General features: G+C 67.9%; 24 protein-coding genes. 7 read left to right on the top strand and 17 right to left on the bottom strand.

Going from position 1 to position 25,415, the window contains the following annotated elements; translation table 11 throughout:
- Window positions 1-7 precede the first annotated feature (7 nt).
- The gene (locus tag ACV22V_RS08590; protein WP_059691881.1) at window positions 8-784 is read right to left on the bottom strand and encodes a class II aldolase/adducin family protein; all 777 of its coding nucleotides are present in this window, start codon (window positions 782-784) and stop codon (window positions 8-10) included.
- Window positions 759-1,652: an urea transporter gene (locus ACV22V_RS08585; RefSeq protein ID WP_448013553.1), complete on the bottom strand. Its 894-nt coding sequence runs from the start codon at window positions 1,650-1,652 to the stop codon at window positions 759-761. The genes ACV22V_RS08590 and ACV22V_RS08585 overlap by 26 nt, the downstream gene beginning before the upstream one ends.
- Before the next feature lie 274 nt (window positions 1,653-1,926).
- Here ACV22V_RS08585 and ACV22V_RS08580 point away from each other — a divergent pair, with 274 nt between their 5' ends.
- On the top strand, window positions 1,927-2,487 hold the full coding sequence (locus ACV22V_RS08580; protein WP_059698325.1) for a putative glycolipid-binding domain-containing protein: 561 nt from the start codon (window positions 1,927-1,929) through the stop codon (window positions 2,485-2,487).
- Here the strand turns inward: ACV22V_RS08580 and ACV22V_RS08575 are convergent.
- From ACV22V_RS08575 to ACV22V_RS08555, 5 genes are all read right to left on the bottom strand, one after another.
- Window positions 2,442-3,353: an alpha/beta fold hydrolase gene (locus ACV22V_RS08575; protein WP_448013552.1), complete on the bottom strand. Its 912-nt coding sequence runs from the start codon at window positions 3,351-3,353 to the stop codon at window positions 2,442-2,444. The two genes, ACV22V_RS08580 and ACV22V_RS08575, sit on opposite strands and share 46 nt — an antisense overlap.
- Before the next feature lie 4 nt (window positions 3,354-3,357).
- A complete protein-coding gene (locus ACV22V_RS08570) occupies window positions 3,358-4,263 on the bottom strand; it encodes a metal-dependent hydrolase (RefSeq protein WP_448013551.1) in 906 nt (301 codons plus the stop codon).
- The gene (locus ACV22V_RS08565; protein WP_448013550.1) at window positions 4,260-5,198 is read right to left on the bottom strand and encodes an SDR family NAD(P)-dependent oxidoreductase; all 939 of its coding nucleotides are present in this window, start codon (window positions 5,196-5,198) and stop codon (window positions 4,260-4,262) included. Before ACV22V_RS08565 ends, ACV22V_RS08570 begins: the two co-directional genes overlap by 4 nt.
- A gap of 21 nt (window positions 5,199-5,219) precedes the next feature.
- Entirely contained in the window at window positions 5,220-6,797 is a 1,578-nt protein-coding gene (locus ACV22V_RS08560; protein ID WP_448013549.1) for a flavin-containing monooxygenase, read from the bottom strand.
- Between the two features lie 243 nt (window positions 6,798-7,040).
- Entirely contained in the window at window positions 7,041-7,715 is a 675-nt protein-coding gene (locus ACV22V_RS08555) for a lysoplasmalogenase (protein ID WP_448013548.1), read from the bottom strand.
- Between the two features lie 430 nt (window positions 7,716-8,145).
- Between ACV22V_RS08555 and speB the strand changes: the two genes are divergently transcribed.
- A complete protein-coding gene (speB, locus tag ACV22V_RS08550) occupies window positions 8,146-9,108 on the top strand; it encodes an agmatinase (protein ID WP_059691893.1) in 963 nt (320 codons plus the stop codon).
- 163 nt (window positions 9,109-9,271) lie between these two features.
- On the opposite strand, the gene ACV22V_RS08545 is transcribed toward speB, so the two are convergent.
- The 6 genes from ACV22V_RS08545 to ACV22V_RS08520 form a co-directional block, all read right to left on the bottom strand.
- Window positions 9,272-9,496, bottom strand: a complete 225-nt coding sequence (locus ACV22V_RS08545; protein WP_059533995.1) for a hypothetical protein — start codon at window positions 9,494-9,496, stop codon at window positions 9,272-9,274.
- A gap of 271 nt (window positions 9,497-9,767) precedes the next feature.
- Entirely contained in the window at window positions 9,768-9,971 is a 204-nt protein-coding gene (locus ACV22V_RS08540; protein WP_059691886.1) for a cold-shock protein, read from the bottom strand.
- A gap of 351 nt (window positions 9,972-10,322) precedes the next feature.
- The gene (locus tag ACV22V_RS08535; protein ID WP_448013547.1) at window positions 10,323-11,303 is read right to left on the bottom strand and encodes a sulfonate ABC transporter substrate-binding protein; all 981 of its coding nucleotides are present in this window, start codon (window positions 11,301-11,303) and stop codon (window positions 10,323-10,325) included.
- A 123-nt stretch (window positions 11,304-11,426) separates the two neighbouring features.
- Entirely contained in the window at window positions 11,427-12,266 is an 840-nt protein-coding gene (locus tag ACV22V_RS08530) for a MerR family transcriptional regulator (RefSeq protein ID WP_059533989.1), read from the bottom strand.
- A 9-nt stretch (window positions 12,267-12,275) separates the two neighbouring features.
- Entirely contained in the window at window positions 12,276-12,836 is a 561-nt protein-coding gene (locus ACV22V_RS08525; RefSeq protein ID WP_059819307.1) for a GNAT family N-acetyltransferase, read from the bottom strand.
- Window positions 12,837-12,931: 95 nt separating this feature from the next.
- A complete protein-coding gene (locus tag ACV22V_RS08520; RefSeq protein ID WP_448013675.1) occupies window positions 12,932-13,846 on the bottom strand; it encodes a LysR family transcriptional regulator in 915 nt (304 codons plus the stop codon).
- A 125-nt stretch (window positions 13,847-13,971) separates the two neighbouring features.
- Here ACV22V_RS08520 and ACV22V_RS08515 point away from each other — a divergent pair, with 125 nt between their 5' ends.
- Entirely contained in the window at window positions 13,972-14,970 is a 999-nt protein-coding gene (locus ACV22V_RS08515) for a quinone oxidoreductase family protein (protein WP_448013546.1), read from the top strand.
- 75 nt (window positions 14,971-15,045) lie between these two features.
- Here ACV22V_RS08515 and ACV22V_RS08510 read toward each other — a convergent pair whose 3' ends face one another.
- Window positions 15,046-16,560: an MDR family MFS transporter gene (locus ACV22V_RS08510; protein WP_448013545.1), complete on the bottom strand. Its 1,515-nt coding sequence runs from the start codon at window positions 16,558-16,560 to the stop codon at window positions 15,046-15,048.
- 228 nt (window positions 16,561-16,788) lie between these two features.
- Here ACV22V_RS08510 and ACV22V_RS08505 point away from each other — a divergent pair, with 228 nt between their 5' ends.
- Window positions 16,789-18,348 carry a methyl-accepting chemotaxis protein gene (locus ACV22V_RS08505; RefSeq protein ID WP_223964751.1) on the top strand — a complete coding sequence of 520 codons (1,560 nt, stop codon included), beginning with the start codon at window positions 16,789-16,791 and terminating at the stop codon, window positions 18,346-18,348.
- Window positions 18,349-18,402: 54 nt separating this feature from the next.
- Here the strand turns inward: ACV22V_RS08505 and ACV22V_RS08500 are convergent, their stop codons facing one another.
- Entirely contained in the window at window positions 18,403-20,070 is a 1,668-nt protein-coding gene (locus tag ACV22V_RS08500; RefSeq protein ID WP_448013544.1) for an ATP-binding domain-containing protein, read from the bottom strand.
- Window positions 20,071-20,190: 120 nt separating this feature from the next.
- Window positions 20,191-21,045, bottom strand: a complete 855-nt coding sequence (locus tag ACV22V_RS08495; RefSeq protein WP_059464640.1) for a helix-turn-helix domain-containing protein — start codon at window positions 21,043-21,045, stop codon at window positions 20,191-20,193.
- A gap of 532 nt (window positions 21,046-21,577) precedes the next feature.
- Here ACV22V_RS08495 and ACV22V_RS08490 point away from each other — a divergent pair.
- Window positions 21,578-21,787, top strand: a complete 210-nt coding sequence (locus tag ACV22V_RS08490) for a hypothetical protein (RefSeq protein WP_059464641.1) — start codon at window positions 21,578-21,580, stop codon at window positions 21,785-21,787.
- 213 nt (window positions 21,788-22,000) lie between these two features.
- On the opposite strand, the gene ACV22V_RS08485 is transcribed toward ACV22V_RS08490, so the two are convergent.
- Complete coding sequence (locus ACV22V_RS08485) at window positions 22,001-22,648, bottom strand: hypothetical protein (RefSeq protein ID WP_059533981.1); 648 nt, start codon at window positions 22,646-22,648, stop codon at window positions 22,001-22,003.
- A gap of 239 nt (window positions 22,649-22,887) precedes the next feature.
- Here ACV22V_RS08485 and ACV22V_RS08480 point away from each other — a divergent pair, with 239 nt between their 5' ends.
- Both ACV22V_RS08480 and ACV22V_RS08475 read left to right on the top strand, forming a co-directional pair.
- On the top strand, window positions 22,888-24,222 hold the full coding sequence (locus ACV22V_RS08480) for an NAD(P)/FAD-dependent oxidoreductase (RefSeq protein WP_448013543.1): 1,335 nt from the start codon (window positions 22,888-22,890) through the stop codon (window positions 24,220-24,222).
- Between the two features lie 60 nt (window positions 24,223-24,282).
- Window positions 24,283-25,377 carry a potassium channel family protein gene (locus ACV22V_RS08475; protein WP_448013542.1) on the top strand — a complete coding sequence of 365 codons (1,095 nt, stop codon included), beginning with the start codon at window positions 24,283-24,285 and terminating at the stop codon, window positions 25,375-25,377.
- Window positions 25,378-25,415: the final 38 nt, after the last annotated feature.

The following is a 25,415-nucleotide window of genomic DNA, read 5'->3' as shown; positions in this document are numbered from 1 at the left end:
GGCGCCGTCAGTCGCGATACGACGGATCGATCCGGTCGAGGCGGCGCAGCAGCGCCGGCCATTCCAGTTCGCCCTCGATCGCGCCGCCGTCGCGCAACTGCCCGGCCGTGCGGTCCGCGACGGCCGGCTCGGGCAGCACGAGCGGCCCGCCGCCTGCCTGCGCGCGTATCTGGATGTCGCAGGCCTTGATCAGCGTATCCATCAACACATACGCCTCGGCAACGGTCCGGCCGACCGTCAGCGTGCCGTGGTTGCGCAGCAGCATCGCGGATTTCGCGCCGAGGCTGGCGGTCAGTCGCGCGCCTTCGGCCGGCGAGAACGCGAGCGCCTCGTAGTCGTGATACCCGAGATCGCCGTGAAACCGCAGCGCGTGCTGCGACGCGGGCAGCAGCCCGTCGCGCTGGATCGACACGGCGATGCCGGCCGTATTGTGCAGGTGCATCACGCAGACGGCGTCCGGCCGCGCGGCATGCACGGCCGCGTGCAGCGCGAAGCCGGTCACGTTGACCGCGTGTTCGCCGTCGCCGATCCGGTTGCCGGCCAGGTCGATCTTCACGAGATTCGATGCGCGGACCTCGTCGAACGTGAGGCCGAACGGGTTGATCAGGAAATGCCCGGGCTCGCCCGGCACCGTCGCGGACAGATGCGTGTAGATCAGGTCATCCCAGCCGTTCAGCGCGACGAGGCGATACGCGGCGGCGAGATCGACGCGCAGCCGGCGCTCGGTGTCCGAGATCGGGCCGCCGGGCTTCACGGTGTCAGGACGGTGTGCGAATGACGACATCGGGTTCTCCGAGGGTGAAACGGCGCGTGACGAGCACCGTGATCCACGACGCGAGTGCGAACGGGGCCGTGAACGCGGGGAGGCCCGCGCGTGTCGCGAGCCACTGGAGCAGCGCGGCGAGTGCGGCGGCCGCGAAAGCCGCGCGCAGGCCGCGCGACATCAGCGCAAGCGCGGCGAGCGCGCCGTTGAAGCCGAGCAGGCCGTCGGCGAACGACGCGCCGTTCGCGCCGGACGCGACGAGCAGCACGGTCGACACGATCGCGCCGCCGAGCGCGAACGCGGCCGCGCGGCGCGACGCGACGGCGAGGCCCGCGACGATCAGCATGCCTGCCCACGGGCCTTGCGCGAAGGTGGTCTGTGCGATGCCCGAAAGCAGCGCGTCGGCGATGGAAGGCAGCGTAAGGGGCGCACCTGCCGCCGCGTCGGTCGCATGCTGCGATGCGACAAACGGTAGCCACAGCGCGGTGATGACGAGGCATGGGCTCGAATACGGGCACTGGCGCCAGCGGGCGAGCGGCACGCGCATCGCGCGCTGCACGAGCGCCGCGCCGATCGAGACCGCCGGCACCAGCGCGATGGCGGCAAGCGAAGACGGGGCGAACAGCACGGCGATCAGCGCGGCGAGCGCGCCATTGAAGCCGTGAAGCCCCTGTTCGACGTCGCGGCGCTCGGTGCCCGTGAGCACGGCGGTCATGCTGGCGGCGGCCGAGCCGACCAGCGCCGCGGACGCAAGCCGCAAGTCGGTCAGCGCCAGCGCGGCGAGCAGCAGCGCGCCGGTGACTGCATTCGCCTGCAGGACGATCTGCCCGATGCCGCGCAGCAGGGTGCGCAGGTCGATCGACGGCGAGGCAGGGCGGGCGGTAGGCATGGCGGCGGTGGAGCAGGACGAGCCGCGAGCATAGGACACAATCCCGTGCACCGGAATAGGGAATTCTGGATAGTCAGGATTTGTGGCGGATGCCCCGAATTGGGGAATGACGATGCTCGGGGCTGCCGCATTGGCGTTTTCGGGCGAATTGCGGTTTTGGACGTGAATTCGGGCAATGGCCGGTTCTTTTGGCCCAGGTGCGCGTCGGGGTTCACGTCTTCGATCGGGATTCGTGCGACGATCCCCTGCATCGGACCAACCGGGAGGCGAAGGAATGCGCGAGGTGCGTTGGGCGTCGCTCGAGGGCGACGGAGTCGAACATCTGACGTTCGACCGGAGTGGCGGCGGCATCGTCGTCGAAAGCGCGGTGGTCGGCCAGCGGTACGGCCGCGCATACGGGCTCGCGTATCGTGTCGAGTGCGATCCGCACTGGCGCGTGACGTACGCGGTGCTCAAGGTGATGGGCGGCGGCACGCTGGAACTGCACGGCGACGGCGCCGGGCACTGGCGCGACGGGTCAGGCCGTGCGCTGCCGGAACTGGACGGCTGCGTCGACATCGACATCGCGGCGACGCCGTTCACGAACTCGCTGCCGATCGGCCGCCTCGGTCTTGCGCGCGGCGAGCGGCGGCCGATCGACGTCGCATACGTGTCGACGCCGGACCTGAAGGTGACGCCGGTCAAGCAGGCGTATGCGTGCATCGAGCCTGGCCGGCGCTACCGCTACGAAGGTATTTTCCGGAACTTCACGGCGGAAATGGACATCGACGCCGATGGGCTCGTGATCGATTACGAAACGCTGTTCAAGCGCCTGCCGGCGCTGACGGGGCGTTGAATGGTGGCGTTCGCGACCGCCGGCCTCTCATACACCGCCGCGAACCGGTCGATCCGCGCCGCGATCAACTCCGGATTGCGCATGACGATCCAGTGCGCGCCGTCGATTTCCTCGCGTACGTGCTCGCCGAGCCAGCGATCGAGATCGATCGACATTTCGGGCGTCACGTAGCGGTCGCGTACCGGCACGAGGATCTGCACCGGCGCCTGCGCGTACCGCTCGCGCGGCTTTCTCGCCCGCGCGAGGAAGTTCGCGCGGTAAAGCTGCAACCCGTTCAGCGCGTTCTTCAACTGCGCCGGGTCGCGCTCCGGCCGCACGCGCTCGGTCAATTGCAGCCAGCGCGGCCACAGCGCGGCGCCGCCGAGGCGCCACACCAGCGACGGCACGACCGGCAGATGGAAGAACGCGATGTACCACGACTTCAGGCTTTGCCGGAGCCGCATCTTCGCGCGGAACACGTGGTCGAGGCACGGGCCGGAGATCGACGTGTACGACGCGATCCGGCCGCGGAACGCGGGATCGGTCACGGCCTCCCAGCACTGGATCGACCCCCAGTCGTGACCGACCAGATGGAACGGCCGGTCGCCGCAGGTCGCGTCGGCCACCGCCTTCAGGTCTTCCGCGAGCCGCGCAAGCGTGTAGTTCGCGCGGCGGCGCGGCGCATCGGACGCGCCGGCGCCCCGCACGTCGTACGCGATCACGCGATAGCGCTTCGCGAGCCGCGCGCGGACCGATGCCCATACGGCCGCCGAATCGGGATAACCGTGCACGAGGATCAGCGGCGGCGCGCGCCGCGGTCCGCTGACGTAGACGGCGAGTTTCACGTCGCCGGAGCGGACGGTCAGCATCTCGTGTGCGCGCGCCATGACGTCATGCCTGCGGAACCGGATGCAGCGGCACGCGGCGCGGGGCGGCCTGCGCGGCATGGCGCGCGTTGGTCGCGTCGATGTTCGCGAGCAGCGTGTCGAGCCCTTGCAGGTACTGATGGTTGTCGTGGTCCCATGGATGGAAGCCCGGGCGGAAGTAGTCGAGCCATTCGCGCGCGATGCTCGGGAACACGCCGTGCCTCGGGCTGTACAGGTACTTCACGAGGCGCCACATGCCGCCGAATCTGCCGTGTTCGCGACGGTGCGCGCGCATCAGGCGAACGTGGAAGTCGAACACGATCGCCCAGAACAATACCGTCGTCGTCAGCATCGTGCCCGTGCGCAGCAGGTAGCTGCCGAGGCCAGGCTTCATCACGGCGTTCCATACGTCGTACGACACCGCCTTGTGCTCGGTTTCCTCCATCGCGTGCCACATCCACATCTGCTGATAGCCTTCGACCGATCCGTCGATCCGGTGTTCGTGGCCCGACAGCAACTGGTTCGCGAGGATCGCCGTGTAGTGCTCGAGCGCGATCGTGATCGCGAGCTGCATCGAATGCGGCAGCGTCTTCTTGAAGAAGCCGAGGATCGTCCACAGCCGCTTGTCGAGCTTGTGCGCGGGTAGGCCGGACGACTGCAGCAGATCGTTGTACTCGATGTGCTCGCGCGTGTGCATCGCTTCCTGGCCGATGAAGCCGAGCACCTGCTTCTTCAGCTCCGGATCCTCGATGCGGTCGCGGTAATTGCGCACCGAATCCATGAAGAAGCGCTCGCCGGCCGGGAACAGCAGCGACAGCGCGTTCATGAAGTGCGTGACGGGCACGCCCTGGACGTGCCAGTCCTTCGCGCGTTCGGGCGGCAGCGCGAAACGGATGTCGCGCCGCACCGGCATCATGTTCGGGATCCTCATGATTGTTCTCCTCCCTGATTGCCTGCATTGTTGTAGGTGGCGTGAAGCGGTGCGGCCGCCGGTGCGCCGTAGCGGCCAGCCGCGCGGCGGGCCTTCGCGGCCTCGCGGCGCGTCGCGAGCACGACGAGCGCCTGGTACGCGGCCGGCAGGGTGCGCGCCATCCAGTCCGCCGCCTTCGCGTCGCGGCCGATTAGCACGCGGCGCTTGTTCTTGCGCACGCCGGCGAGGATCGTGCGCGCGGCGTCGTCGGCGGTCGTGATGAAGAACTTCTCGAAGCTGTCCTTGCCTTGCTGCTCGCTCTCGACGATGAAGCCGACCATGTTCTTCGCGACGCGGCTCGATTGCGCGATGTTGGTGCGGATGCCGCCCGGATGCACGCAGGTGGCCGACACGCCGCACTTCATCATGTCGAGTTCCTGCCGCAGCGATTCGGTGAAGCCGCGCACCGCGAACTTGGTCGCGTTGTAGCCGCTCATCCCCGGCTGCGCGAAGATCCCGAAGATGCTCGACGTATTGATCACGTGACCGTCGCCCGATGCCTTCAGGTGCGGCAGGAACGCCTTCGTGCCATGCACGACGCCCCAGAAGTTGATGTTCACGATCCACTCGAGATCGCCGTATTCCATGCCTTCGATCGTGCTCGACAGCGCGACGCCCGCGTTGTTGAAGATCAGGTTGACCTTGCCGTGTTCGTTCGCGGTGTCGTCGGCCCACGCGAACATCGCGTCGCGGTCGCCGACGTCGAGCACGTGCGTCGACACGCGCACGTTCGGCGCGATCGCGCGGACGATCCGTTCGGTTTCGGCGAGGCCGACGCCGTTCTTGTCGGCGAGCGACACGTGGCAGCCGGCCTGCGCGAGCTGCACGGCGAGCGAGCGGCCCATGCCCGAGCCCGCGCCCGTGATCGCGGCGACCTTGTTGGCGAAATCTCTCATGTCGGTGGCTCCTTGTCTGACTCAGGCCGCTTCGGCGGAAGCGGAAGCGTCGGGCGCGACGGCGGGCCGCGTGCTCGTGTCGTGGTGCGGCGCGCGATACGCGTGGTAATCGGCGATCGAGAAGTGCGCGGTCGCCTGGCGGAAGCGCCAGGTGAAGCCCGGCCACAGCGTCGTGTTCTTGCCGGTGCGCGGATCGAGGTACCAGCTCTTGCAGCCGCCCGTCGACCAGATCGCCTTCTTCAGCTTGCCCTGCAGGTCGCTGTTGAACTGCGCCTCGACGAGCGGGCGCACCTCGATCGCATCCGCGCGTTCGCGGTGCATCGCGTTCAGCGCGCCGAGGATGTATTCGATCTGCGACTCGATCATGAACACCATCGAGTTGTGGCCGAGGCCGGTGTTCGGGCCGACGATCATGAAGAAGTTCGGGTAGCCCGGCAGCGTCGTGCCGAGATACGCGTGCGCGCCGTCGCGCCAGGCGTCGACGATGTCGAGGCCGCCGCGGCCGACGATCGCGCCGCGCGGAAACGGATCGGCGACCTGGAAGCCCGTGCCGTAGATCAGGCAGTCGACTTCATGGCGGCGGCCGTCGGTCGTCACGACCGCGTCGGCTTCGATATGGTCGATGCCGGTCGTGATCACGTCGACGTTCTTGCGCGACAGCGCCGGGTAGTAGTCGTTCGAGATCAGCACGCGCTTGCAGCCGAGCGTGTAGTTCGGCGTGACGGTCTTGCGCAGTTCCGGATCGGGAATTTGCTTGCGGATATGGCGCAGCGCGAGCTTCTGCACGTTCTTCATCAGCGACGGATGGATCGCGAAGCCGAGCACGCGCGATTCGAGCATCCAGTAGATGCTGCTGCGCACCGCCTTCTGCGTGAACGGCAGCGTGCGGAACAGCCATTTCTCGAAGCCGGTCAGGTTGCGGTCGGGCTTCGGCATGATCCACGGCGGCGTGCGCTGGAACAGCGCGAGTTCCTTCACGCGCGGTGCGATCTGCGGCACGAACTGGATCGCGCTCGCGCCGGTGCCGATCACCGCGACGCGCTTGCCTTCGAGCGCGTAGTCGTGATCCCACTGCTGCGAATGGAACGCGCGCCCCTTGAAGTTCTCGACACCGGGAATCGCCGGCAGCGCGGCGCGCGACAGCCCGCCCATCCCCGACACCAGCACGCGTGCCGACAGCCGCTTGCCGTTCGCGAACGTGAGGCGCCAGCGTTGCGCGGCCTCGTCGTATTCGGCGCGCTGCAGCTCGTGGTTCAGGCGCAGGTGCGGGCCGACGCCGAAGCGCTGCACGCAGTCTTCCAGGTAGGCGCGGATCTCCGGCTGCGGCGCGAACATGCGCGTCCAGCGCGGGTTCGGCGCGAACGAGAACGAATAGACGTGCGATTGCACGTCGCAGGCACACCCGGGGTAATGGTTGTCGCGCCATGTGCCGCCGACCGACGCCGCCTTCTCTAGCACGACGAAGTCGGTCACGCCTGTCTGCCGCAGGCGAATGGCCATCCCGAGACCGGCGAAGCCGGTGCCGATGATGGCGATGTCGGTGGTTTCGTCCGGGCCGTCGTGGCCGGGCGGGCCGAAAGGCAACGTGCGAGCATTCATCCGGGTGTCTCCGATTTGGCTCATTTTAGAATGTTACATTGATTGATGTAACGATAGTGGGTGAACCCGGAAACCGCAAGCGGCTAGAAGCGGCGCTCTAAGGGCCGGAAACCGCGTGGGAAAAGGCTGAGCGGGGTTTGGAACGGAGTGGTTTCCGCATTGCGGAATGCGCGGAAACGGCCGTCGGCAGGGCGGGAGAGGCGGCAGACGAGGCCGCCGACGCACGGCGGCCTGTTTGAAACACTATCGGGGACGGATCGAGCGGGCGGCCGTCTCATGGAAAACCCCGGCGACGATCGTGACCTGCGCGAGCGCATAGAGGCCCCAGATCAGGTAGTCGATGCCGGGAAAGCCGCCGAGGAAGCGCCCGACGCCGATCAGCGTGTCGGAGCCGACGAAGATCAGGCTGCCGACGGCGACCAGCGGGCCGTGCGTGCGGGCCGCGAGCGCGAAGCTGGCCATCGCGCACAGCACGAGCATATAGACGGCGACCGGCGCGAGCAGCTCGCCCAGGTGCGGAAGGAATGCTGCGTAGAACGCCGGCGCGGCGATCCACAGCCCGATCAGCGCGAGGATGCGCCAGCCGTGCGGCCGCGCGCGCCAGCGCACGAAGATCGCGCAATAACACAGATGCGTGAGCAGGAACGCGCCGAGGCCGAGGACGAACGACAGCGGCCAGTCGGGCAGCGCGAGCAGCACGTCGCCGAGCACGGCCGTGGCGAGCGCCGCGCACAGCCACGCACGTTCGCGCGGTGCCGCGCAGGTGCTGCCGGCTGCCAGCAGCAGGATGCCCATCGCGGCTTTCGCGACGGCCTGGCCGGGATAGGGCGCGGCGGCGAGCGACAGGCCGTACAGCAGCGCGGCGGCGACCGCGAGCGGCCAGAGCCGGCGATAGGTGGCGGGAAGCATGGCGATCAAGGCGGGTGTCTCCGGATTGTTGTTGTCCGCGGTGGACGGCGCGCCGTCGTGGGCGCGGCTGCCGGCCATTATCCGGAGGAACGGGCGGGTAAAAACCGGCGAATCCTTCTAGGCGCGGCATGGCGATGGTGCGACGGCGCGGCCGTGAGGCGGTGCCGGTTCGGGGCATGCGGCGTCGGTGCGCCTGCCGCCGCGCCGGTTGTTCCGATGCGTTTGCCCCGGTCGAACCGGGGCAGCGCCGAGATTTCGGCTTGCTATCATCGCCGCGTATCGACGTTGTCCTGCCCGGCCGCGCTACAGGGTTCGCAGGCCGGCGCGACGGCCGCGCCCGGCGAGGGCATGCCGCCGCGTTTTCAATGAATCCGTGCCGGGTCCCGCCAGCGCACCGATGCAATGACTGGGCCCGGTCTTCATGACCAACAGGTTCGACATGACCGAACTGCTCCACGGCGACGGCGCGATCCGTCGCACGACGCCATACGGCTCCTCGATCGAAAACACCTATGCGGGCGTACTGTCGTTCATGCGCCGCAACTATTCGCGCGTGCTCGACGGCGTCGACGTCGCGATTTCCGGCGTGCCGCTCGACCTCGCCACGACCTATCGCTCGGGCGCGCGGCTCGGGCCGGCCGCGATCCGCGCGGCGAGCGTGCAGCTCGCGGAGCTCCATCCGTATCCGTGGGGCTTCAATCCGTTCGACGATCTCGCGGCCGTCGATTACGGCGATTGCTGGTTCGATGCGCACAACCCGCTGTCGATCAAGCCGGCGATCGTCGAGCATGCGCGCACGATCCTGCGCTCGGGCGCGAAGATGCTGACGCTCGGCGGCGATCACTACATCACGTATCCGCTACTGGTCGCGCACGCGGAGCGCTACGGCAAGCCGTTGTCGTTGATCCACTTCGATGCGCACTGCGATACGTGGGCCGACGACGAGCCGGACAGCCTCAATCACGGCACGATGTTCTACAAGGCGGTGAAGGAAGGGCTGATCGATCCGGCGACGTCGGTGCAGGTCGGCATCCGCACGTGGAACGACGATTTCCTCGGGATCGAGCGGCTCGATGCCGCGTGGGTGCACGAGCATGGCCCGCGCGCGGCGGTGGAGCGGATCGTCGACATCGTCGGCGCGCGGCCCGCTTATCTGACGTTCGATATCGACTGTCTCGATCCGGCGTTCGCGCCCGGCACGGGGACGCCGGTCGCGGGCGGGTTGTCGTCCGCTCAGGCGCTCGCGATCGTGCGCGCGCTCGGCGCGGTGAATCTGGTCGGCGCGGATGTCGTCGAGGTTGCGCCTGCTTACGATCACGCGGACATCACCGCGATCGCCGCTGCGCATGTTGCGTGCGATTTGCTGTGTCTGTGGCGGCAGAAGAAGGTGGCGGGGCGTTGAAGCGGGGTAGGTCGCTGGGCACGGCGATGCAATGCAGAAGGCCGGCGGGCCGCCGGCCTTCTTTCATGTGTTGCGCGCAACTGCGGCGGATCACTGGCGGTGGGTGGAATGCTTGTGGCGCATGTCCCGTGGAGGGTGCTTCCCGACTTACATGGTGTTGCCATTAACCCCGCGTGTCGACCCAGTTGCGTGCCCAGCGTGCCGAGTGTTGCAGCGCCTGTTTTTCGCTCGGGAAGTAATCGAGTGAATAGAACTGGTAGCGGCCTTCGCCGTGCGAACTATCCGTGCGTTCGAGCAGGAGGTTGGATGAAAAGCTACCGTCGGGCAGGCGATGCGCCGAGGGTTGGACGGCATAGCCGTTGTACTGTTGAATTCGTTTGGTTTGCATTTTAATTTTAATGATGTTCGAGTGCGCCCGTGCCGTGCGAAATGTGCACCGATTCAAAGCCATTGCGAGCTGAATCTAAAGCAATCGGAAAGCGCAAAAAAGGCGTTGCTGCCGGAGGGGAGAGTGAAGTGCAACGAGGCATGTGGCGCGTGGCAAGCATGCTGAACAAGCAGATGCAGCCAAGAGCGTTCGCGCCAACTTTAGGAGACGATGCTCCGTGAGGGTGTCGCTGCGACCCGGCATCCGTCGCGGGAGGCCGGGCCCTTCAAACTTACAGCGGCGTGATGTTGGCCGCTTGCAGACCCTTCGGGCCTTGCTTCGTTTCGAAGCTTACTTTTTGATTTTCAGCGAGCGTCTTGAAGCCGTCGGCTCGGATTTCGGAGAAGTGAGCGAAAAGGTCGTCGCCGCCCTTGTCCGGCGTGATGAAGCCAAAGCCTTTGCTGTCGTTGAACCACTTGACGATACCGGTATCCATGATAATTCCTTGAGAAAACAATACGAAGATCAGCTCTGTTGAAGAGCGCTTGAAGCGTCAAGGAGGGAGAGGACAACGAATACCGCTGGGGGAGCGAGAAATTGATGAACAGCAATCGGACTTCTTGGACTTCGGCGTACACACTAACTTCCGGCGATTGCGGAGTCAATGGTTATCTTGTAACTGTGTTATTTGGCAGTCCGTTTGAGGCCAGGAAGTCTGGCCCGACGCATGGCCGACGCGGAGAGAAACACTCCGACCCTGGTGTGGCCGAGTGCGTCCCTTCCGATGTGCGTTTCCTGGAGTAGATGGCACCCGTCGGCCTGTTCCGAATCAGCCGCGCGCCGCGTGTTACTTCGCCGCCAGCGCAGTTGTCACGCGCTTGTCCGTCCACGCGTTATCCGCGACGCTCAGCTTCTGCGGAATCAGCTTCGCGGCGTAGAACGCGTCGGCCACCCCCTGCTGCACCGCGACGATCTTCTCGTCGACCGGCACCGCACCGAACGGCACACGCTTGAGCCACGTTTCCACGAGCGGCAGCGGCAGCCCGACCTTCGGCGCGATCAGCGCGGCGGTTTCGGCCGGGTGCCCGTTGACCCACAGCCCCGTCTCACGCGCCTGCTTCAGGATCGCGCCGACGATGTCGGCATGTTGTTCCGCGAAATCACGTGTCGCCTCGTAGAAGTTGTTCGCGGGCGTGAGGCCCGTGTAGTCGGACAGCGTGCGGATCTTCAGCGAATTCTGCGCGGCCGCGTAGTACGGGTCCCACACGGCCCACGCGTCGACGTTGCCGCTCTCGAACGCGGCGCGCGCGTCGGCGGGCGGCAGGTACACGGGGCGGATTTCGTCGTAGCGCACGCCGGCCTTTTTCAGCGCTTCGAGCAGCAGGTAGTTCGCGCTCGAGCCTTTCTGCAGCGCGACCTTCTTGCCGCGCAGGTCGGCGAGCGAGCGGACCGGCGAATCGGCTTTCACGAACACGGCTTCGTTGTGCGGTGACGGCGGTTCCGCGCCGACGTACACGAAGCGCACGCCGGCCGCTTGCGCGAACACCGGCGGCGGCGCGCCCGTATAGCCGAAGTCGATGCTGTTCGCGTTCAGCGCCTCGAGCAGTTGCGGACCGGCCGGGAATTCGAACCACTGGACGTTGTAGCCGAGCGGCTTGAGGCGCGCTTCGAGCGACCCCTGCGCCTTGATGACCGACAGCAGGCCGGCCTTCTGATAACCGATGCGCACGACCTTCTCGGCGCCGCCCTGCGCGAACGCCGACGTGGCTGCTGCGGCGACGAGCGCCGTCGCGGCGGCGCGGGTGATCCAGTGGGTGAAACGAATCATCGAACGGACTCCATGCGAAACGTCTTCGGGGAGCGGCGCGTGCCGCTCGGTTGGAAGAATCGTCGCATGGGCGGTCGGGCCCGCAAACCAAGCATTGCCGATATGAATATGACGCCGGCGGTCCTATGCTTTGTCGCCGCCGTCTTGCGGATCCGGCGTGCCGGCCTGGCGCGCGGCTTCGTCGCTGAGCTTCCTGTCGAGGATCGTCGCGACGCGGCCGCCGAGATAGGCGCTTGCCGCGGTCTCGAGCGCGCGGTTCGTCTCGCCTTCGACGAACACGGCCGCGAGCGGGCGCAGGCGCCAGATCGCGTCGACGAGCGCGGGCACGTCGGTGACCGGCGGCAGCGTGCCGGCGTCGTAGCGGTCGAGCCGCTTCACGACGAGATCGACGAGCAGCCGCGCGATCGCGTCGAAATGCGGCCGCGCGAGGCTGATCACGTCGAGCAGCTCGCGCGGCGGGATGCCTTCCTTCGTCATCGCGGCGGCGGCTTCGAGCAGCGCGGGGCTTTTCGCGACGAACGACAGGCCGCGCCGTTCGAGCAGACCGAGTTCGGTCACGCGCGACAGTTGCGACGCCGTCTGCGGGCCGAACATCTGCGCGAGTTGCGCGAGCGAATAGGTCTTCGGCAGTTCGTGCGACCAGCGGCCGCCGATCGCGTTTTCCAGGCCGAGGATCGAACGCAGGTCGTGACCTTCGTCGATCGCCATGATCAGGTCCTGGATGTTCGACAGCGTGTAGCCGCGCGCGAGCAGGTGGTTGATCAGCTTCAGGCGGGCGACGTGCGTGTCGTCGTAGATGCCGACGCGCCCGCGCTTCTCGGGCGGCGCGAGCAGTCCGCGATCCTGGTATGCACGGACGTTGCGCACGGTCGTGTCGGACACGCGCGCGAGTTCGTCGACCGTGTACTCGTTGCGGGAATCCGGTGCGGCCTCGTCTGGCATGGTTTGAGTCTGTTTTGGCATGCGGCCATTCTAGCGCGACGCGACAGGCTCGGGCGAGGCGGGAAGGGTGCGTGCGCCGTCGCCGAGCGCGCGCTGCATCAGCGCGGTATCGATCCAGCGGCCGTGCTTGAACCCGACCGCTTTCAGCACGCCCGCGGGCTCGAAACCGAACGCGCTGTGCAGCGACGTCGAGCCGCCGCTGCCGCCGTCGGCGATCACCGCGATCATCTGCCGCCACGGGCCGGTCTCGCACCGCGCGATCAGCGCCGCGAGCAGCGCGCGGCCGATGCCGCGGCCGCGCTGCGCGTCGTCGATGTAGATCGAATCCTCGATCGTGTGGCGGTACGCGCTGCGCGTGCGATACGGCGTCGCATACGCGTAGCCGGCGATGCGGCCGTCGCATTCCGCGACGAGATAAGGCAGCCCGTGACGCAGCACCGCGTCGCGGCGCGCGCGCAGTTCGTCGACGTCGGGCGGCGTCTCCTCGAACGACGCGACGCTGTGGCGCACATGATGTGCATAGATCGCGTGAATGGCGGCAAGATCGGCATCGGTCGCGTCGCGGACGACGCAGGCGGGGGCGGCGGGCATGATGGCGGAGCGGGCGGACGAAACCGTTACTATGCCCGCCGCGCGGCGGCGCCGTAAAGGCATGGGTCGCGTCGCGCGGTCGGGAGAAGCCGAGCCTACAAATGGCCGTCCGCGTCGCGAACCGCGTCGGCGATGGCATCCGCGACGCGTTGCACGCGCGGCGAGCGCCGCACGTCCGGGTGCACGACGAGCCAGATCTCGCGCTCGACATCGCAACGGGGCGCGGACGTCAACTCGACGAGCGCGGCGGCGGTCGACAGCGACGGATCGGCCAAAGCCGGCGTGCCCGCGTCCGCCTCCGTCGCCGACGTGTCGACGAGAAAGCGCGGCAGCAACGCGACGCCGGCGCCGGCCACGCACGCACGATGCAGCGCGGCGAGGTCGTTGGCGATGAACGCGAAGCGGCGCCCCGCCGCGAAGCGTTCGAGCCATTGCTGCTGCGGCATTTGCGCGAGTGCGTCGTCGTAGCCGAGGAATGCCCAGGTGTCGGGCGGCGCGGCGGCCCAGTCGGGCGATGCGCACAGCGCGAAGCGCATCGTGCCGAGCCGGCGCGCGGCCAGCCCCGGCTCGCTCGGCCGCGACAGGCGCACCGCGAGGTCGGCTTCGCGCGCGTACAGATTGGCCGCGTGCATCTCGCCCATCAGGTCGATCCGCAGCGCGGGCCATGCGCGCTGCGCGCGGGCGAGCCGCGGCGCGAGGAAGTGGCTCGCGAACACCGGCGACGCCGACACGCGCACGACACCGTCGAGCGCCGCCGCCCCCTGCGCGGCGCGCGCGAACGCATGCACGTCGGTTTCGACGCGCGCGGCATGCTCGGCGAGGTGCAGGCCTTCGTCGGTCGGCGGCCAGCCGCGCGGCAGCCGGTCGAACAGCCGGATGCCGAGCGCGGACTCCAGCGCATCGATGCGCCGGGCGACCGTCGAGTGCTGGACCTGCAGCGCCCGCGCGGCGGCCGACAGGCTGCCGCCGCGCATTACCGCCAGGAAATAGCGGAGGTCGTCCCAGCTCATCGGCAGCGCGGGCGCCGGCGTCGGATCGGTCGAATTTTGCACAATAGATGGGCGTGAAACGGGAATTCCGATCGATTATGCACGATGCGATGATCGTGTCACATCATTCGATTGTGAGGAACGTCATGACCCAAACTGCCACCGCCACCCGGATCGGGATCGACCGCTACGGCGACGCCGGCGTGCTGCGCCGTTTCGAAGCGCCTGTGGTGCCGCCCGGCGCGGGCGAGGTGCGGATTCGCCAGACCGCCGTCGGCGTGAATTTCGTCGACATCTATTTCAGGACCGGCGCGCATCCGTTGCCGGCATTGCCGGACGCGCTCGGTGTCGAGGCAGCCGGCGTGGTCGATGCGGTCGGGCCCGGCGTGACGGGGTTGGTGCCGGGCCAGCGCGTCGCGTATGCGGGGCTGCCGACCGGCAGCTACGCGAGCGTGCGCACGCTGCCTGCCGAGCGTGTGGTGCCGGTGCCCGACGGCGTGAGCGACGACGCGGTCGCGGCCGGGCTGCTGAAAGGCATCACGGTCTACATGCTGCTGCGCCGCGTGCGCCAGGTGGTGGCCGGCGACACCGTCCTCGTGCACGCGGCGGCCGGCGGCGTCGGGTTGCTGGCGACGCAGTGGGCGCGCGCGATCGGCGCGCGGGTGATCGGCACGGTCGGCTCGGCCGCGAAGGCGGCACTGGTGCGCGCGCGTGGGGCGGAAGTGGTGGTCGACCATCGCGAGGCGGATTTCGTCGCGGCGGCCCGTGCGTTCGGCGGTGGCGCGGGCGTCGACTATGCGATCGACGGGATCGGCGGCGACGTGCTGACGCGTACGCTCGGCGCGGTTCGGCCGTTCGGGATGGTCGCGAGCATCGGGCAGGTTGCCGCGATCGGCGCCCGGCAGACGATCGACCTCGACGAACTCGGCCCGGCCCGCTCGATCGCGCTGGCGCGGCCGAGCGTGCTGGGTTTCATCGCGCGTGACGTGGCGGGGTATCGCGAGGCGGCGCACGCGACGCTCGAGCGGTTCGCGGGCGGGATGCACGTGGAGATCGGCGCGCGGCTGCCGCTCGAGCAGGCGGCCGACGCGCATCGCTTGCTGGAATCGCGACAGACGACGGGCGGGGTGGTGCTGGTGCCGTGACGGCGGACCGCGCGTCGTGACCGGTCGTCCCGGCGGGCAGGCGGCGGAGCCACGGTGCCGCTGCGTGCCCGCCGGTCAGTGATGCTTGCGCAGCGGCGCGCTCTCGACGAACCACGCGAGCACGAAGGCGATCGCAATCACGCCCGCGGCCGAGAGGTACACCACGTGCAGCGACCCGGCGAACGCATGCAGGTACGCGTCGCGCACCGCATCCGGCAACTGGTGCACGGCCGCCGGACCGAGGGCGGGCGGCAGCTCCGTGCCGGCCGGCAGTGCCTGCGCGATCCGCGACTGCAGCCCGTGCGAGAACAGCGCGCCGAATGCGGCGACGCCGAGCGAGCCGCCGATCGAGCGGAACAGCGTCGCGCCCGACGTCGCGACCCCCATGTGCCGGAATTCGACGGTGTTCTGCACCGCGAGCGTGAGCACCGGCATCACCATGCCGAGCCCGATCCCGAGCAGCGCCATGTACGCGTACATCGTGTGCAGCGACGTGTCGAGCGACAGCGTCGACAACAGCGCCATCGCGATGCCGCCGATCAGCGTCCCCGCGATCGGGAACGGCCGATACGTGCCGAGCCGCGAGATCAGCCGGCCGCTCGCGACCGACATCGCGAGCATCCCGCCCATCATCGGCAGCAGTTGCATGCCGGCCTGCGACGGCGTCGAGCCCTTCACGACCTGCAGATAGAGCGGAATGAACGTGACCGAACCGAACAGCGCGATGCCGACGACGAAGCCGATCAGGCTCATCAGCACGAAGGTGCGCTGGCGGAACAGTTCGAGCGGCATGATCGGCTCGGCCGCGAGCCGTTCCTCGTAGATGAAGCCGCCGACCGCGACGATGCCGAGCACCAGCGTCATCCACAGCTGCGGCGACGACCACGGCAGCAGCGAACCGCCTTCGCTCGTGAACAGGATCACGCAGGTGAGGGCCGTCGCGAGGAACGCGGCGCCCATGTAGTCGATCCGGTGCTTCACGTGCGCCGTGTGCGGCCGGAACGCGATGCCGATCACCGCGAGGGCGACGAGACCGAGCGGCAGGTTGATCGTGAAGATCCAGCGCCACGACAGGTGTTCGACCAGGAAGCCGCCGAGCAGCGGCCCGATGATGGTCGCGAGGCCGTACACGCCGCCGAACATCCCCTGATAGCGCGCCCGGCGGTCGGGCGGCACGAGGTCGCCGATCGCGGCCATCGTGACGACCATCAGCCCGCCGCCGCCGAGCCCTTGCAGCGCGCGCAGCACGATCAGTTGCGTCATGTCCTGCGCCATGCCGCACAGCGCGGAACCGGCGAGAAACAGCACGATTGCGGCCTGCAGCACGATCTTGCGACCATACAGGTCGCCGAGCTTGCCGTATAGCGGCAGCACGACCGTCGACGACAGCAGGTACGCGGTGACGACCCACGACAACTGGTCGAGGCCGCCGAGCTCGCCAACGATGGTTGGCAGCGCGGTCGACACGATCGTCTGGTCGAGCGCGGACAGTAGCATGACGAGCAACAGCGCGGCCACGATCAGCCCGGTCGGTGCGTCGCGGCGGGCCGCTTCGGCGGCCGGTGGGGCAAGGAGGGTATCGGTTCTCATCGAGATATCTGCCGTGGCAGGGAATTGACCGGAATATAGAGGCAAGTTATTGCCTGGTCAATTTCTGCCGAGCCTTGATTTGTTGCATCGGTAACAGAAGATTGCCGACCGGAAAATTGATCGCGATCAGCCCGGCAAAAGGCAGGGCTCAAGTTTTTTGCAGGCAAACCGTAATCCAGAGTGCCGCGGACCGATTGCCGCGGCACTCTTTACCGCTCACGTCCCGTCATGAACCTGAACGCCCTGTTTTCCCGCTTCTCGATCCGTACGCGGATTTTTTCCACGCTCGGCCTCGTCGCCGCGCTGCTCGTCGTATCGGGCCTGATCGGCCTGACCGGCATGCAGCGCTCGAACCGCGCGCTCGATGAAGCCTATACGCGCGAACTGGCCGCGAAGACCGCGCTGTCCGCCGCGAACCTGAACCTCACGATCGTGCGCACCACGCTCGACCGCGCGCTGCTGCATCCCGAGGCGCCCGAAGTGCCCGATCTTGTCAGCAAGGCCGAGAACTATCTCGCGAAGGCCGACGCCGCGTGGCGCACCTACGCGACGATGCCGCACGACGGCGACGAAGGCCCGCTCGCGACGCGGCTCGACACCGCGCGCCAGGCGCTGATCGGACAGGCGTTGAAGCCGATGATCGACGCGGTCCGCGCGGGCCATCGCGACGATGCCGACCGGCTGCTGATGACGGTCGCGCCGCCGCTGTCGGTCGCGCTCACGCAAGCGACCGATGCGCTCGACGCGTACCAGGCCGCGCGCGGCAAGGACGTCTACGACACCGCGCAGACCTATTACGGCTGGATGCGCGCGGGCGCGATCGCCGGCATTGCGTTCGGTCTTGCCGCGTGCCTCGGCTGCGCGATCGGCCTGCATTTCGCGATCACGCAACCGGTGAACCGTCTGCTGTCGCATTTCCGCCGCCTGTCGGACGGCGACCTGACGTCGGAAGTGCGCTGGTCGTCGCGCGACGAGATGGCCGAGCTGGTCAAGGGCGTGACGGGCATGCAGCGCAGCCTCGCCGATACGGTGCGTCAGGTCACCCAGGGCTCCGAAGCGATCTCGACCGCGACGCACCAGATCGCGGCCGGTAACACCGACCTGTCGCAGCGCACCGAGGAGCAGGCGTCCGCGCTGCAGGAGACGGCCGCGAGCATGGAACAGCTGACGGCGACCGTGAAGCAGAACGCCGATCATGCGGTCGAGGCGCAGGCGTGCGCGGACAACGCGAGCGAGATCGCGACGCGCGGCGCGACGGTTGTCGGCGAAGTGATCGGCACGATGAACGAGATCGACCAGAGCTCGCAGAAGGTGGCCGACATCATCGGCACGATCGAGGGCATCGCGTTCCAGACCAACATCCTTGCGCTGAATGCGGCGGTCGAAGCCGCGCGCGCGGGCGAGCAGGGCCGCGGCTTCGCCGTGGTGGCGGGCGAGGTGCGCACGCTCGCGCAGCGCTCGGCGTCGGCCGCGAAGGAGATCCGCACGCTGATCGGCGAGTCGGTCGAGCGTGTCGCGACGGGGTCGCGGCTGGTCGGCGTGGCCGGCGCGACGATGCAGGACATCCAGCAGGCGATCGGCCGCGTGACGGGCATCATGACCGAGATCGCGGCCGCGTCGAACGAGCAGCGCGACGGGATCGAGCAGGTGAATCGCGCGGTGTCGCAGATGGATCAGGTGTCGCAGCAGAACGCGGCGCTGGTCGAGCAGGCGGCGGCCGCCGCCGCTTCGCTCGAGGAGCAGGCCGACGGCTTGCGCCGGGCGGTGGGGGCGTTTCGCGTCGCGTGACGCGCTGGCGGGGCGGCCGGTTCCACGTGCACCCGCCGCCCGCTGACCGCCGCGTCAGCTACTTGTGAGCTGCGCGGCCGAGCGCGCCGACGCGACGAGCAGCAACTTCATCGTCGCGCGTGTCGCGCCGACGAACAGCTTGCGGGCCGCGCGCGCATCGAGCGTGTCGAAGTCGATCTCGGTGAGGATCACGCACGGCGCGGACTGCCCCTTGAAGCGATAGATCGAATCGAGCAGCACGTCGCCTTCGCGATATTCAGGGTTGCCGAACAGGTCGTACTTGCCCGTGAAGCGCTTGACCCGATGCGGGCCGAGCTGGTCGAGCCGCGCGAGCACCGAGCTTTCGCGGCCGCGATACGACAGCACCGCGATGTCCTGCTTGCGGAAGCCGAGCGACAGCGCGTGCGTGATCGCGCGCTTGGTCGCGTCGATGCACGTGTCGGCGAGCGCGTCGCCCGCCGCGCCGTCTTCCCCGTATGACGACACCGACGGATCGGAACCGTCGAACGGGCTGCCCGAGCGCAGTTCGGCCGCGAGCGGCTCGACGCGGCCGACCACGTCGCGCACGAATTCGAGCAGGTCGCGCGGGCTGCGGTAGTTCGTCAGCGCCTTCAGCGTGACCCAGCCGGGCAGCGCGACGGGCTCGCGCAGATAAAGGTTCTGAAGCGGGTCTTCCAGCCACCACCATGCGCCGTTCGGCGCCAGCAGGCGCTCCAGCGCCGCCGCCCACGGCGCGTGGAAATCCTGTCCCTCGTCGACGATCAGCACATCGAAGCGCCAGCGTTCCGGCACCGGCGCTTCCGCGAAGCGCGCCTCGAGCCGCTCGAACGCGCCGGGCGCGTCGAAGTCGGGCGTATAGCCGCCGTCGCGGGCCACCCAGTCGCACAGCTGATGGTAATTCGCGATCGTCGCGCCGGGCGGCGCGATGCGCGCGATGTAGTCGGCGAGCGGCCGGTTGAAGCATACGTAAAGCACGCGCTTGCCGGCCGCGACCGCGTCGCGCATCGCCTGCACGGCGAGCTGCGTCTTGCCCGAACCCGCGGTGCCCGTCACGCGCAAGCGGAACGGCGTGAACTCGAGCTGGCGCGCCCATGCGGCGAGCCCGCCCGACAGCCGCGTGACGAGCGTGCCGGCCTGCCCGACGAGCGCGCTCGTGTCGGGCGTGAGCGCCAGCTCGTCCGCGAGGAAATGATGCAGCTTCGCGGCGTTCGGCAACGGTTCGTCGTGCTCGGGCAGGATCTGCAGGATCGCCTGCGCGAGCTGCGCCTTGCGCGATGCGTCGACGATGCGGTCGGCCGCGACGCCGGCGATCGCCGTCTCGCGGATCGAGTAGTCGGGGCAGTACAGCAGCGCCTCGACGCCATAGACGCCCGCGCCGAGCGCGGCGGTCAGGCGCCTGTGCAGCGTCTCCTGCGTGCGCGCAAGCTGGATCGGGACGTTGCGCTCCTTCTGCAGGTAGACCTTCACGAGCCCCTTCGGCGTTTCGCGCAGGAAGCCGGCCTTCTGCTCGATCAGCAGCACGCGGCCGGCCGGGCTCACGACGACGAACGCCGCTTCGCCGAACACCGAGAAGCCCTGGTCGGCACGCGTCCAGTGCACGCCGTGATAGACGGTGTAGCTGTCCGGCAGCGCGTGTTCGAGGGCGGCAAGCGTCTCGCGCTCGCGTTCGGCCGCACCGGTGGCGGCGAGGCTTTTCCAGTCGTCGGGAATGAGGCGGGCCATGAGGTCGGGCGGCTGAGGCCGGTCGTGAACAGGGTCCGGCTATTGTACTGAGGAACCTGTTCACGGCCGCCGCGCCGCGCGGGCGCCCGCCATGCGAAAGAGGGGGCGTGCGTGCGGGAATTACCCGCGTGCGAGCCGCTTCGCGAGATCGGCGCTGAGGATCGCCATGCGTGCGGGTTTTTCGTAGCAGACGACGTCGAATGCGCGGATCACTTCGCTGATGTCCGCTTCGCTCGCGCGGCCCGTGAGCAGGTCGCCCGTCAGCACGAAGATGGGCGCGCCCGGATTGTCGGACGTGCGCACCGCCTTGATCGCGGTGGCGGCCGTGCTGTCGTCGAACAGCCATTCGGTGACGACCGCATCGAACGCCTGGCCCTGCAGCGCGTCGACGAACGGCGCGAGGCCGTCGAACGCGGCCGTCGCGAAACCTTGCCGCTCGAGATAGCGGCACAGCTCGGTCGCGCTGACGCGATCGGGATCGATCACCGCGACGACGAGCTTGTCGCTCTCCGCGCGGCGCGGATAGATCTCGATCTTGTGCACGTCGTACGCGTTCTGGTACAGCACGCCCGTGTGGCGCAGCACGCGCCAGCGGCCGTTCTGTTCGTACGCGACGAACTCGGGGCGCGCGCCGGCTTCGAGCGGCGCGCCGATCCAGGCGGTGCAAGGAATTTCGGCGACACCGGCGTACAGGACGGCTTCCTGCGAATAGGCGCCGACCATGCCGGGGTCGAGCGTCTGCGCGCCGAACAGTTGAGCGGCGGGCTCGCCGTACGCTTCGGCGACTTTCTTGATCTGCGCGAGCGTCCAGGGGCTGCTGCCGCGCAGTTTGCGGTGACCTTGCGAAAAGCTCAGGTCGAGGATGCGGCACAGCTCGGTGGTTTGCTGGCGCTTGCCGATGCCGTTGCGAGTCATCAACTCGCGCACGCGCTCGGCAACCGCGAGGGAATCCGTGGTGATTGCTTCAGTGGTCATGCTACGGGAACGGATCGTGACGTTCAGAACGACGCCTTGCGGCAGTCTCGGCGGACAGTCTTGACGACGTCCAGGGGGCGAGCCGACCGGCCACGCGCGGAAAAGATAACTTTACCGCAAAACGACTGCCATTCCATGGCGCAAAAGGTGCGTTTCTGTGAAAGGTGTGTCACGACGTTACGCGCGATCCGGTGGCGTGTGCCGCGCGCTGCTGGCCCGTTCGCAACCTTCAGGCGCGGATCGCGAGGGGCCGGGACAGGATTCCTCGTCCGGCAGTACGGAATCGCATCGCGCTGCCAACGAAATGCACCAGAGCAGGGCACGTTCGTGATTGGAATCGCGACATCGTGCCATCCTGAGCGCGACAAATTTTTACAGGACGTCGTGCGTCGGGCTCGACGCAGCGCATCTTATACGCGGATCGTTTGACGGTTTACTCTAATGAAACCGATGCTGCCCCGTTTCGGGAGCGGGGGTGAATGCGGCGCGGGCCCATGCTACGATTTCGCCGTCTCAAAATAGTGTTGAAGCGATGCAGAAGAAATTTGTGATGCGCGGGTACGAGATGAACTGCGAACCGCGCGTGACGGAGGACGGCAAGTACGCCGCCCAGGTCGAGGTCACGAAGCTGGGTTTCAGCCGCGAGGCGGCATTCCGCAAGCTGGGCGAATTCGATACCGAAGCGGATGCCGTCGCCTATGCGAAGAAGTTCTCCGAGGAGTGGCTGAGCCGCTACGCGTAGCGCGTCGTTCGCCCGTGCAGGGCGGGCACGCTCATTCACGGCGAAAAACACGACGGACGTTCCGAATGCGCGGCGTGGGTGGCATTGGCGAAGCACCGCAGGATCGTCGATTGCACGGCGCTCCCCCATGTTCCATCTGTTGAGAAGTGCGAACCGATAGATCGCGCACGCGCCGGCGCGACCATCGATCGATGGCGGCCGAATGCAGTCGACCTACGCCGGCATGTACGTGAACGGTTCGCCATCCTCCCGCTCGACCGACAGCAGCCGCTTGAGTTGATCGAGCGCGAACAGCTGTTTGCCTTCCGCCGCCGCTTCGGCTATCGCGGCATCGACGAGTTTCCTCGCGCGCGCGAGGACCACGGATCGCTGGCGCGCGATCTCGAGCACCATGCGCTGCTCGATGTTCTGGCGGGTCGATTGCTTGTCGCTCAGGTGACGCCAGCGATCGCGAAGCTCCGCCCAGGTGACGCGCTGAAATTCCGGAATCGCGCGCGGGAGCGTGCCGGCTTCCGCGGGCTCGGGCCGTGCACGCAATGCACAGCGCAGCGCTTCGCGGGCGCGCCACTCATCCGAAAACGGCGCATACACGTCGCGCGTGCGGCCGATCGGATTCGCGCGTTCGATCTCCTTGTCGAGCAGATAGCCGAGCCGCCGCAGCGCGGAGCCATGCGCGAGCATGGCCGGATCGAGCACGCGGATCCGGCGCGACGCATCCGCGACGTGCGCTTTCAGTTCCCACAGCGTCAGGCGAAGGTGCTGCACTTCGAGTATCAGGCGCTGTACGTCGGCGTAGGTGCACTTCGTCCACCATTCGGTGAGGTCGTTCAGCTTCGGGGGATCGAATGGGGGGAGGATCATTTTTACTGCAGCGATACTGTATGGATGTACAGTTTATCGCGCGGTAACATAGCGCCGTCAAGGCGAAAAAATGGGGACGGCCGATGAGCAAAAACGACCGGCGGCAGGGCCGATGCCGGACCGTTCATCGAGCGTCCCGCACATTCGCCAGCCTTGTCCGGAACCCGACCGCCTGATCCGGTGCACGCCATCGCGAACGTCGATGGATGCGCCCGACGTATCGACGCCAACAGAGAACAATGACGACAACCTATCCGCTGCACGACGCATTGACGCACGCCGATACGGCGTTTCCGGCCGAAGCCGACATCGTGATCGCCGGCGCCGGCATCATGGGCTGCGCGGCCGCCTATTACCTCGGCCTGCGCGGCCTGAAGGCCGTCGTGCTCGACAAGTCGCGCATCGCCGGCCAGCAATCGACGCGTGCCTGGGGCTTCGTGCGGCAGCAGGGCCGCGAGTCCGCCGAAGTGCCGCTGATGATGGCCGGCATGCGGATCTGGGAAGGGCTCGAGCAGGCGCTCGGCTTCGATCTCGAATGGCGCCAGGGCGGTTGCCTCTATATGGCGGACAACGAAGACGACTGGACATCGTTCCAGGCATGGCTCGCCGTCGCACGCGAATACGGGCTCGACACGCGCACGCTGACACGCGCGGAAATCGACGCGCGCGTGACTGGCCTGGCGACGCAAGCGCGCACGCTCGGCGGGCTGTATACGGCGACCGACGGGCAGGCCGAGCCGCGCCGCGTGGCCGCCGCATTCGCGGCGCGCGCGACCGAAGCCGGCGCGCGTTTCTTCGAAGGCTGCGGCGTGACGGCGATCGAGACGGCCGGCGGCGCGGTCGTCGGCGTCGTGACCGAGCGCGGCACGATTCGCACCCGGCGCGTGATCTGCGCGGCCGGCGCGACCAGCTTCCGGCTGCTCGACGGCGTTGGCATCCGGCTGCCGCAACAGGCCGTGCGCGGCACCTGCATGCGCACCAACGTGCTGCCCGACGTGTCCGCATCGACGATCTGGGGCCACGGCCTCGGCATTCGGCAACGCAGGAACGGCACGATCAACCTTGCCGACGACATGCAGGTCGACGTCGACCTGACGCTCGGCCATCTGCGCGGCTTGAGCCTGTTCTGGCCGGAGTTCTGGTCGCAGCGCGAGAAGTTCCGGCTGCATCTGAATGCGGCGGCGTGGCGCGATGCCTGCGCGCGCATCGGCGGTGGCGCCGGCCCGATCGAGCCGCGCGATCCGCAGCCGCAGCCGAATCGCGCGCATGCGCCGCGCGCGCTCGCGAAGTTGAAGACGATCTTTCCCGCGCTGAAGGACGCGCAGATCGTCGAGGCCTGGGCCGGCCTGATCGACGTGCTGCCCGACGGGATTCCGGTGATCGACGCGCCCGGTACGCCGTCCGGGCTCGCGATCGCGACCGGCTTCTGCGGGCACGGCTTCGCGATGGGGCCGATCGTCGGGCGGCTGCTGGCCGAATGGGTCGATGCGGGCGAGCCGTCGCTCGACCTGTCGGCGTTTCGTGCACGGCGTTTTGCCGACGGGACGATGGTCCGGCCGCGCAGCATGCTGTAGCGGATGCGCCCGCGTGTTCCCGTCGTAGAATCGAGCCCGCAATCTTCAGGAGATTTCCCGTTGGCAACGCCCACCGACAAGCGCCGCTCGCTGCGCTCACGCCTGCGTCGCGCGCGCGACCCATGGCGGGCGCCGCGTGCGCGCACGCTGTTCACGCGTCCGGCGACGTCGCCGCGGCGTACGTTGCTGTTTCGTCTCGGCGCGGTCGTGGTGCTGTGCATGCTCGCGTTTCTCGTGCTGTATCTCGATCGCGACGGCCTGCGCGATTCGACCAAGAGCACGCCGATGAACGTCGCGGACCTCGTGTACTTCACGATGGTCACGGTCGCGACGGTCGGCTACGGCGACATCGTGCCGGTCACCGCGCGCGCGCGTCTGATCGACGCGTTCTTCATCGTGCCGATCCGCATCGGCATCTGGTTCATCTTTCTGGGCACGGCCTATCAGTTCGTGATCCAGCGCGTCATCGAGGAATTCCGCATGAAACGCCTGCAGAAGCAACTGTCCGATCACATCGTCGTATGTGGCTACGGCCTGTCGGGATCGATCGCCGTGCGCGAGCTGCTCGAAAGCGGCGTCGATCCGTCGACGATCATCGTGATCGATGCGCAGCAACAGGCGCTCGAGGCCGCGACGTCGCTCGGCGTGACCGGGCTGCTCGGCGATCCCGCGCAGGAGGATCTGCTGCAGCAGGCGCAGGTGCGCGCGGCGAAGGCCGTGATCATCTCGGTGACCGACGACCCGACCGCGATCCTGCTGACGCTGTCGGTGCGCAGCATCGCGCCGGAGACGAAGATCGTCGTGCGGATCCAGGAGAACCTGTATCAGCGGCAACTGCGCCAGGCGGGCGCGGACGTCATCGTGTCGTCGACGAAGATCGGCGCGCTGCTGCTCGCGGACGCGGTGCATAGCCGCTACATCGTGCCGTTCGTGAACGACATGCTGTCGACGCGCGGGCGGGCGACGCTGCTGGAGCGCGAGGCATTGCCGCACGAGATCGGCTGCATGACGAACGTCGTGCCGGGCGCGATCGTCGTCGGGCTCGATCGCTGCGGGAAGATCCATTCGTTCTACGAGGATCCGCCGTGCCGGATCGAGGCGGGCGATACGCTGGTCGTGATCCAGTCGGCGAGGATTCCGGACCCGGACGTGTGAGAGCCGGTTGGGCAACGCCCGCCATCGCATGCCTTTGG

The organism is Burkholderia sp. AW33-5, assembly GCF_053427615.1.
Note: the sequence above shows the minus strand (reverse complement) of the source record. Positions and strands in the feature narration are given on the sequence as shown.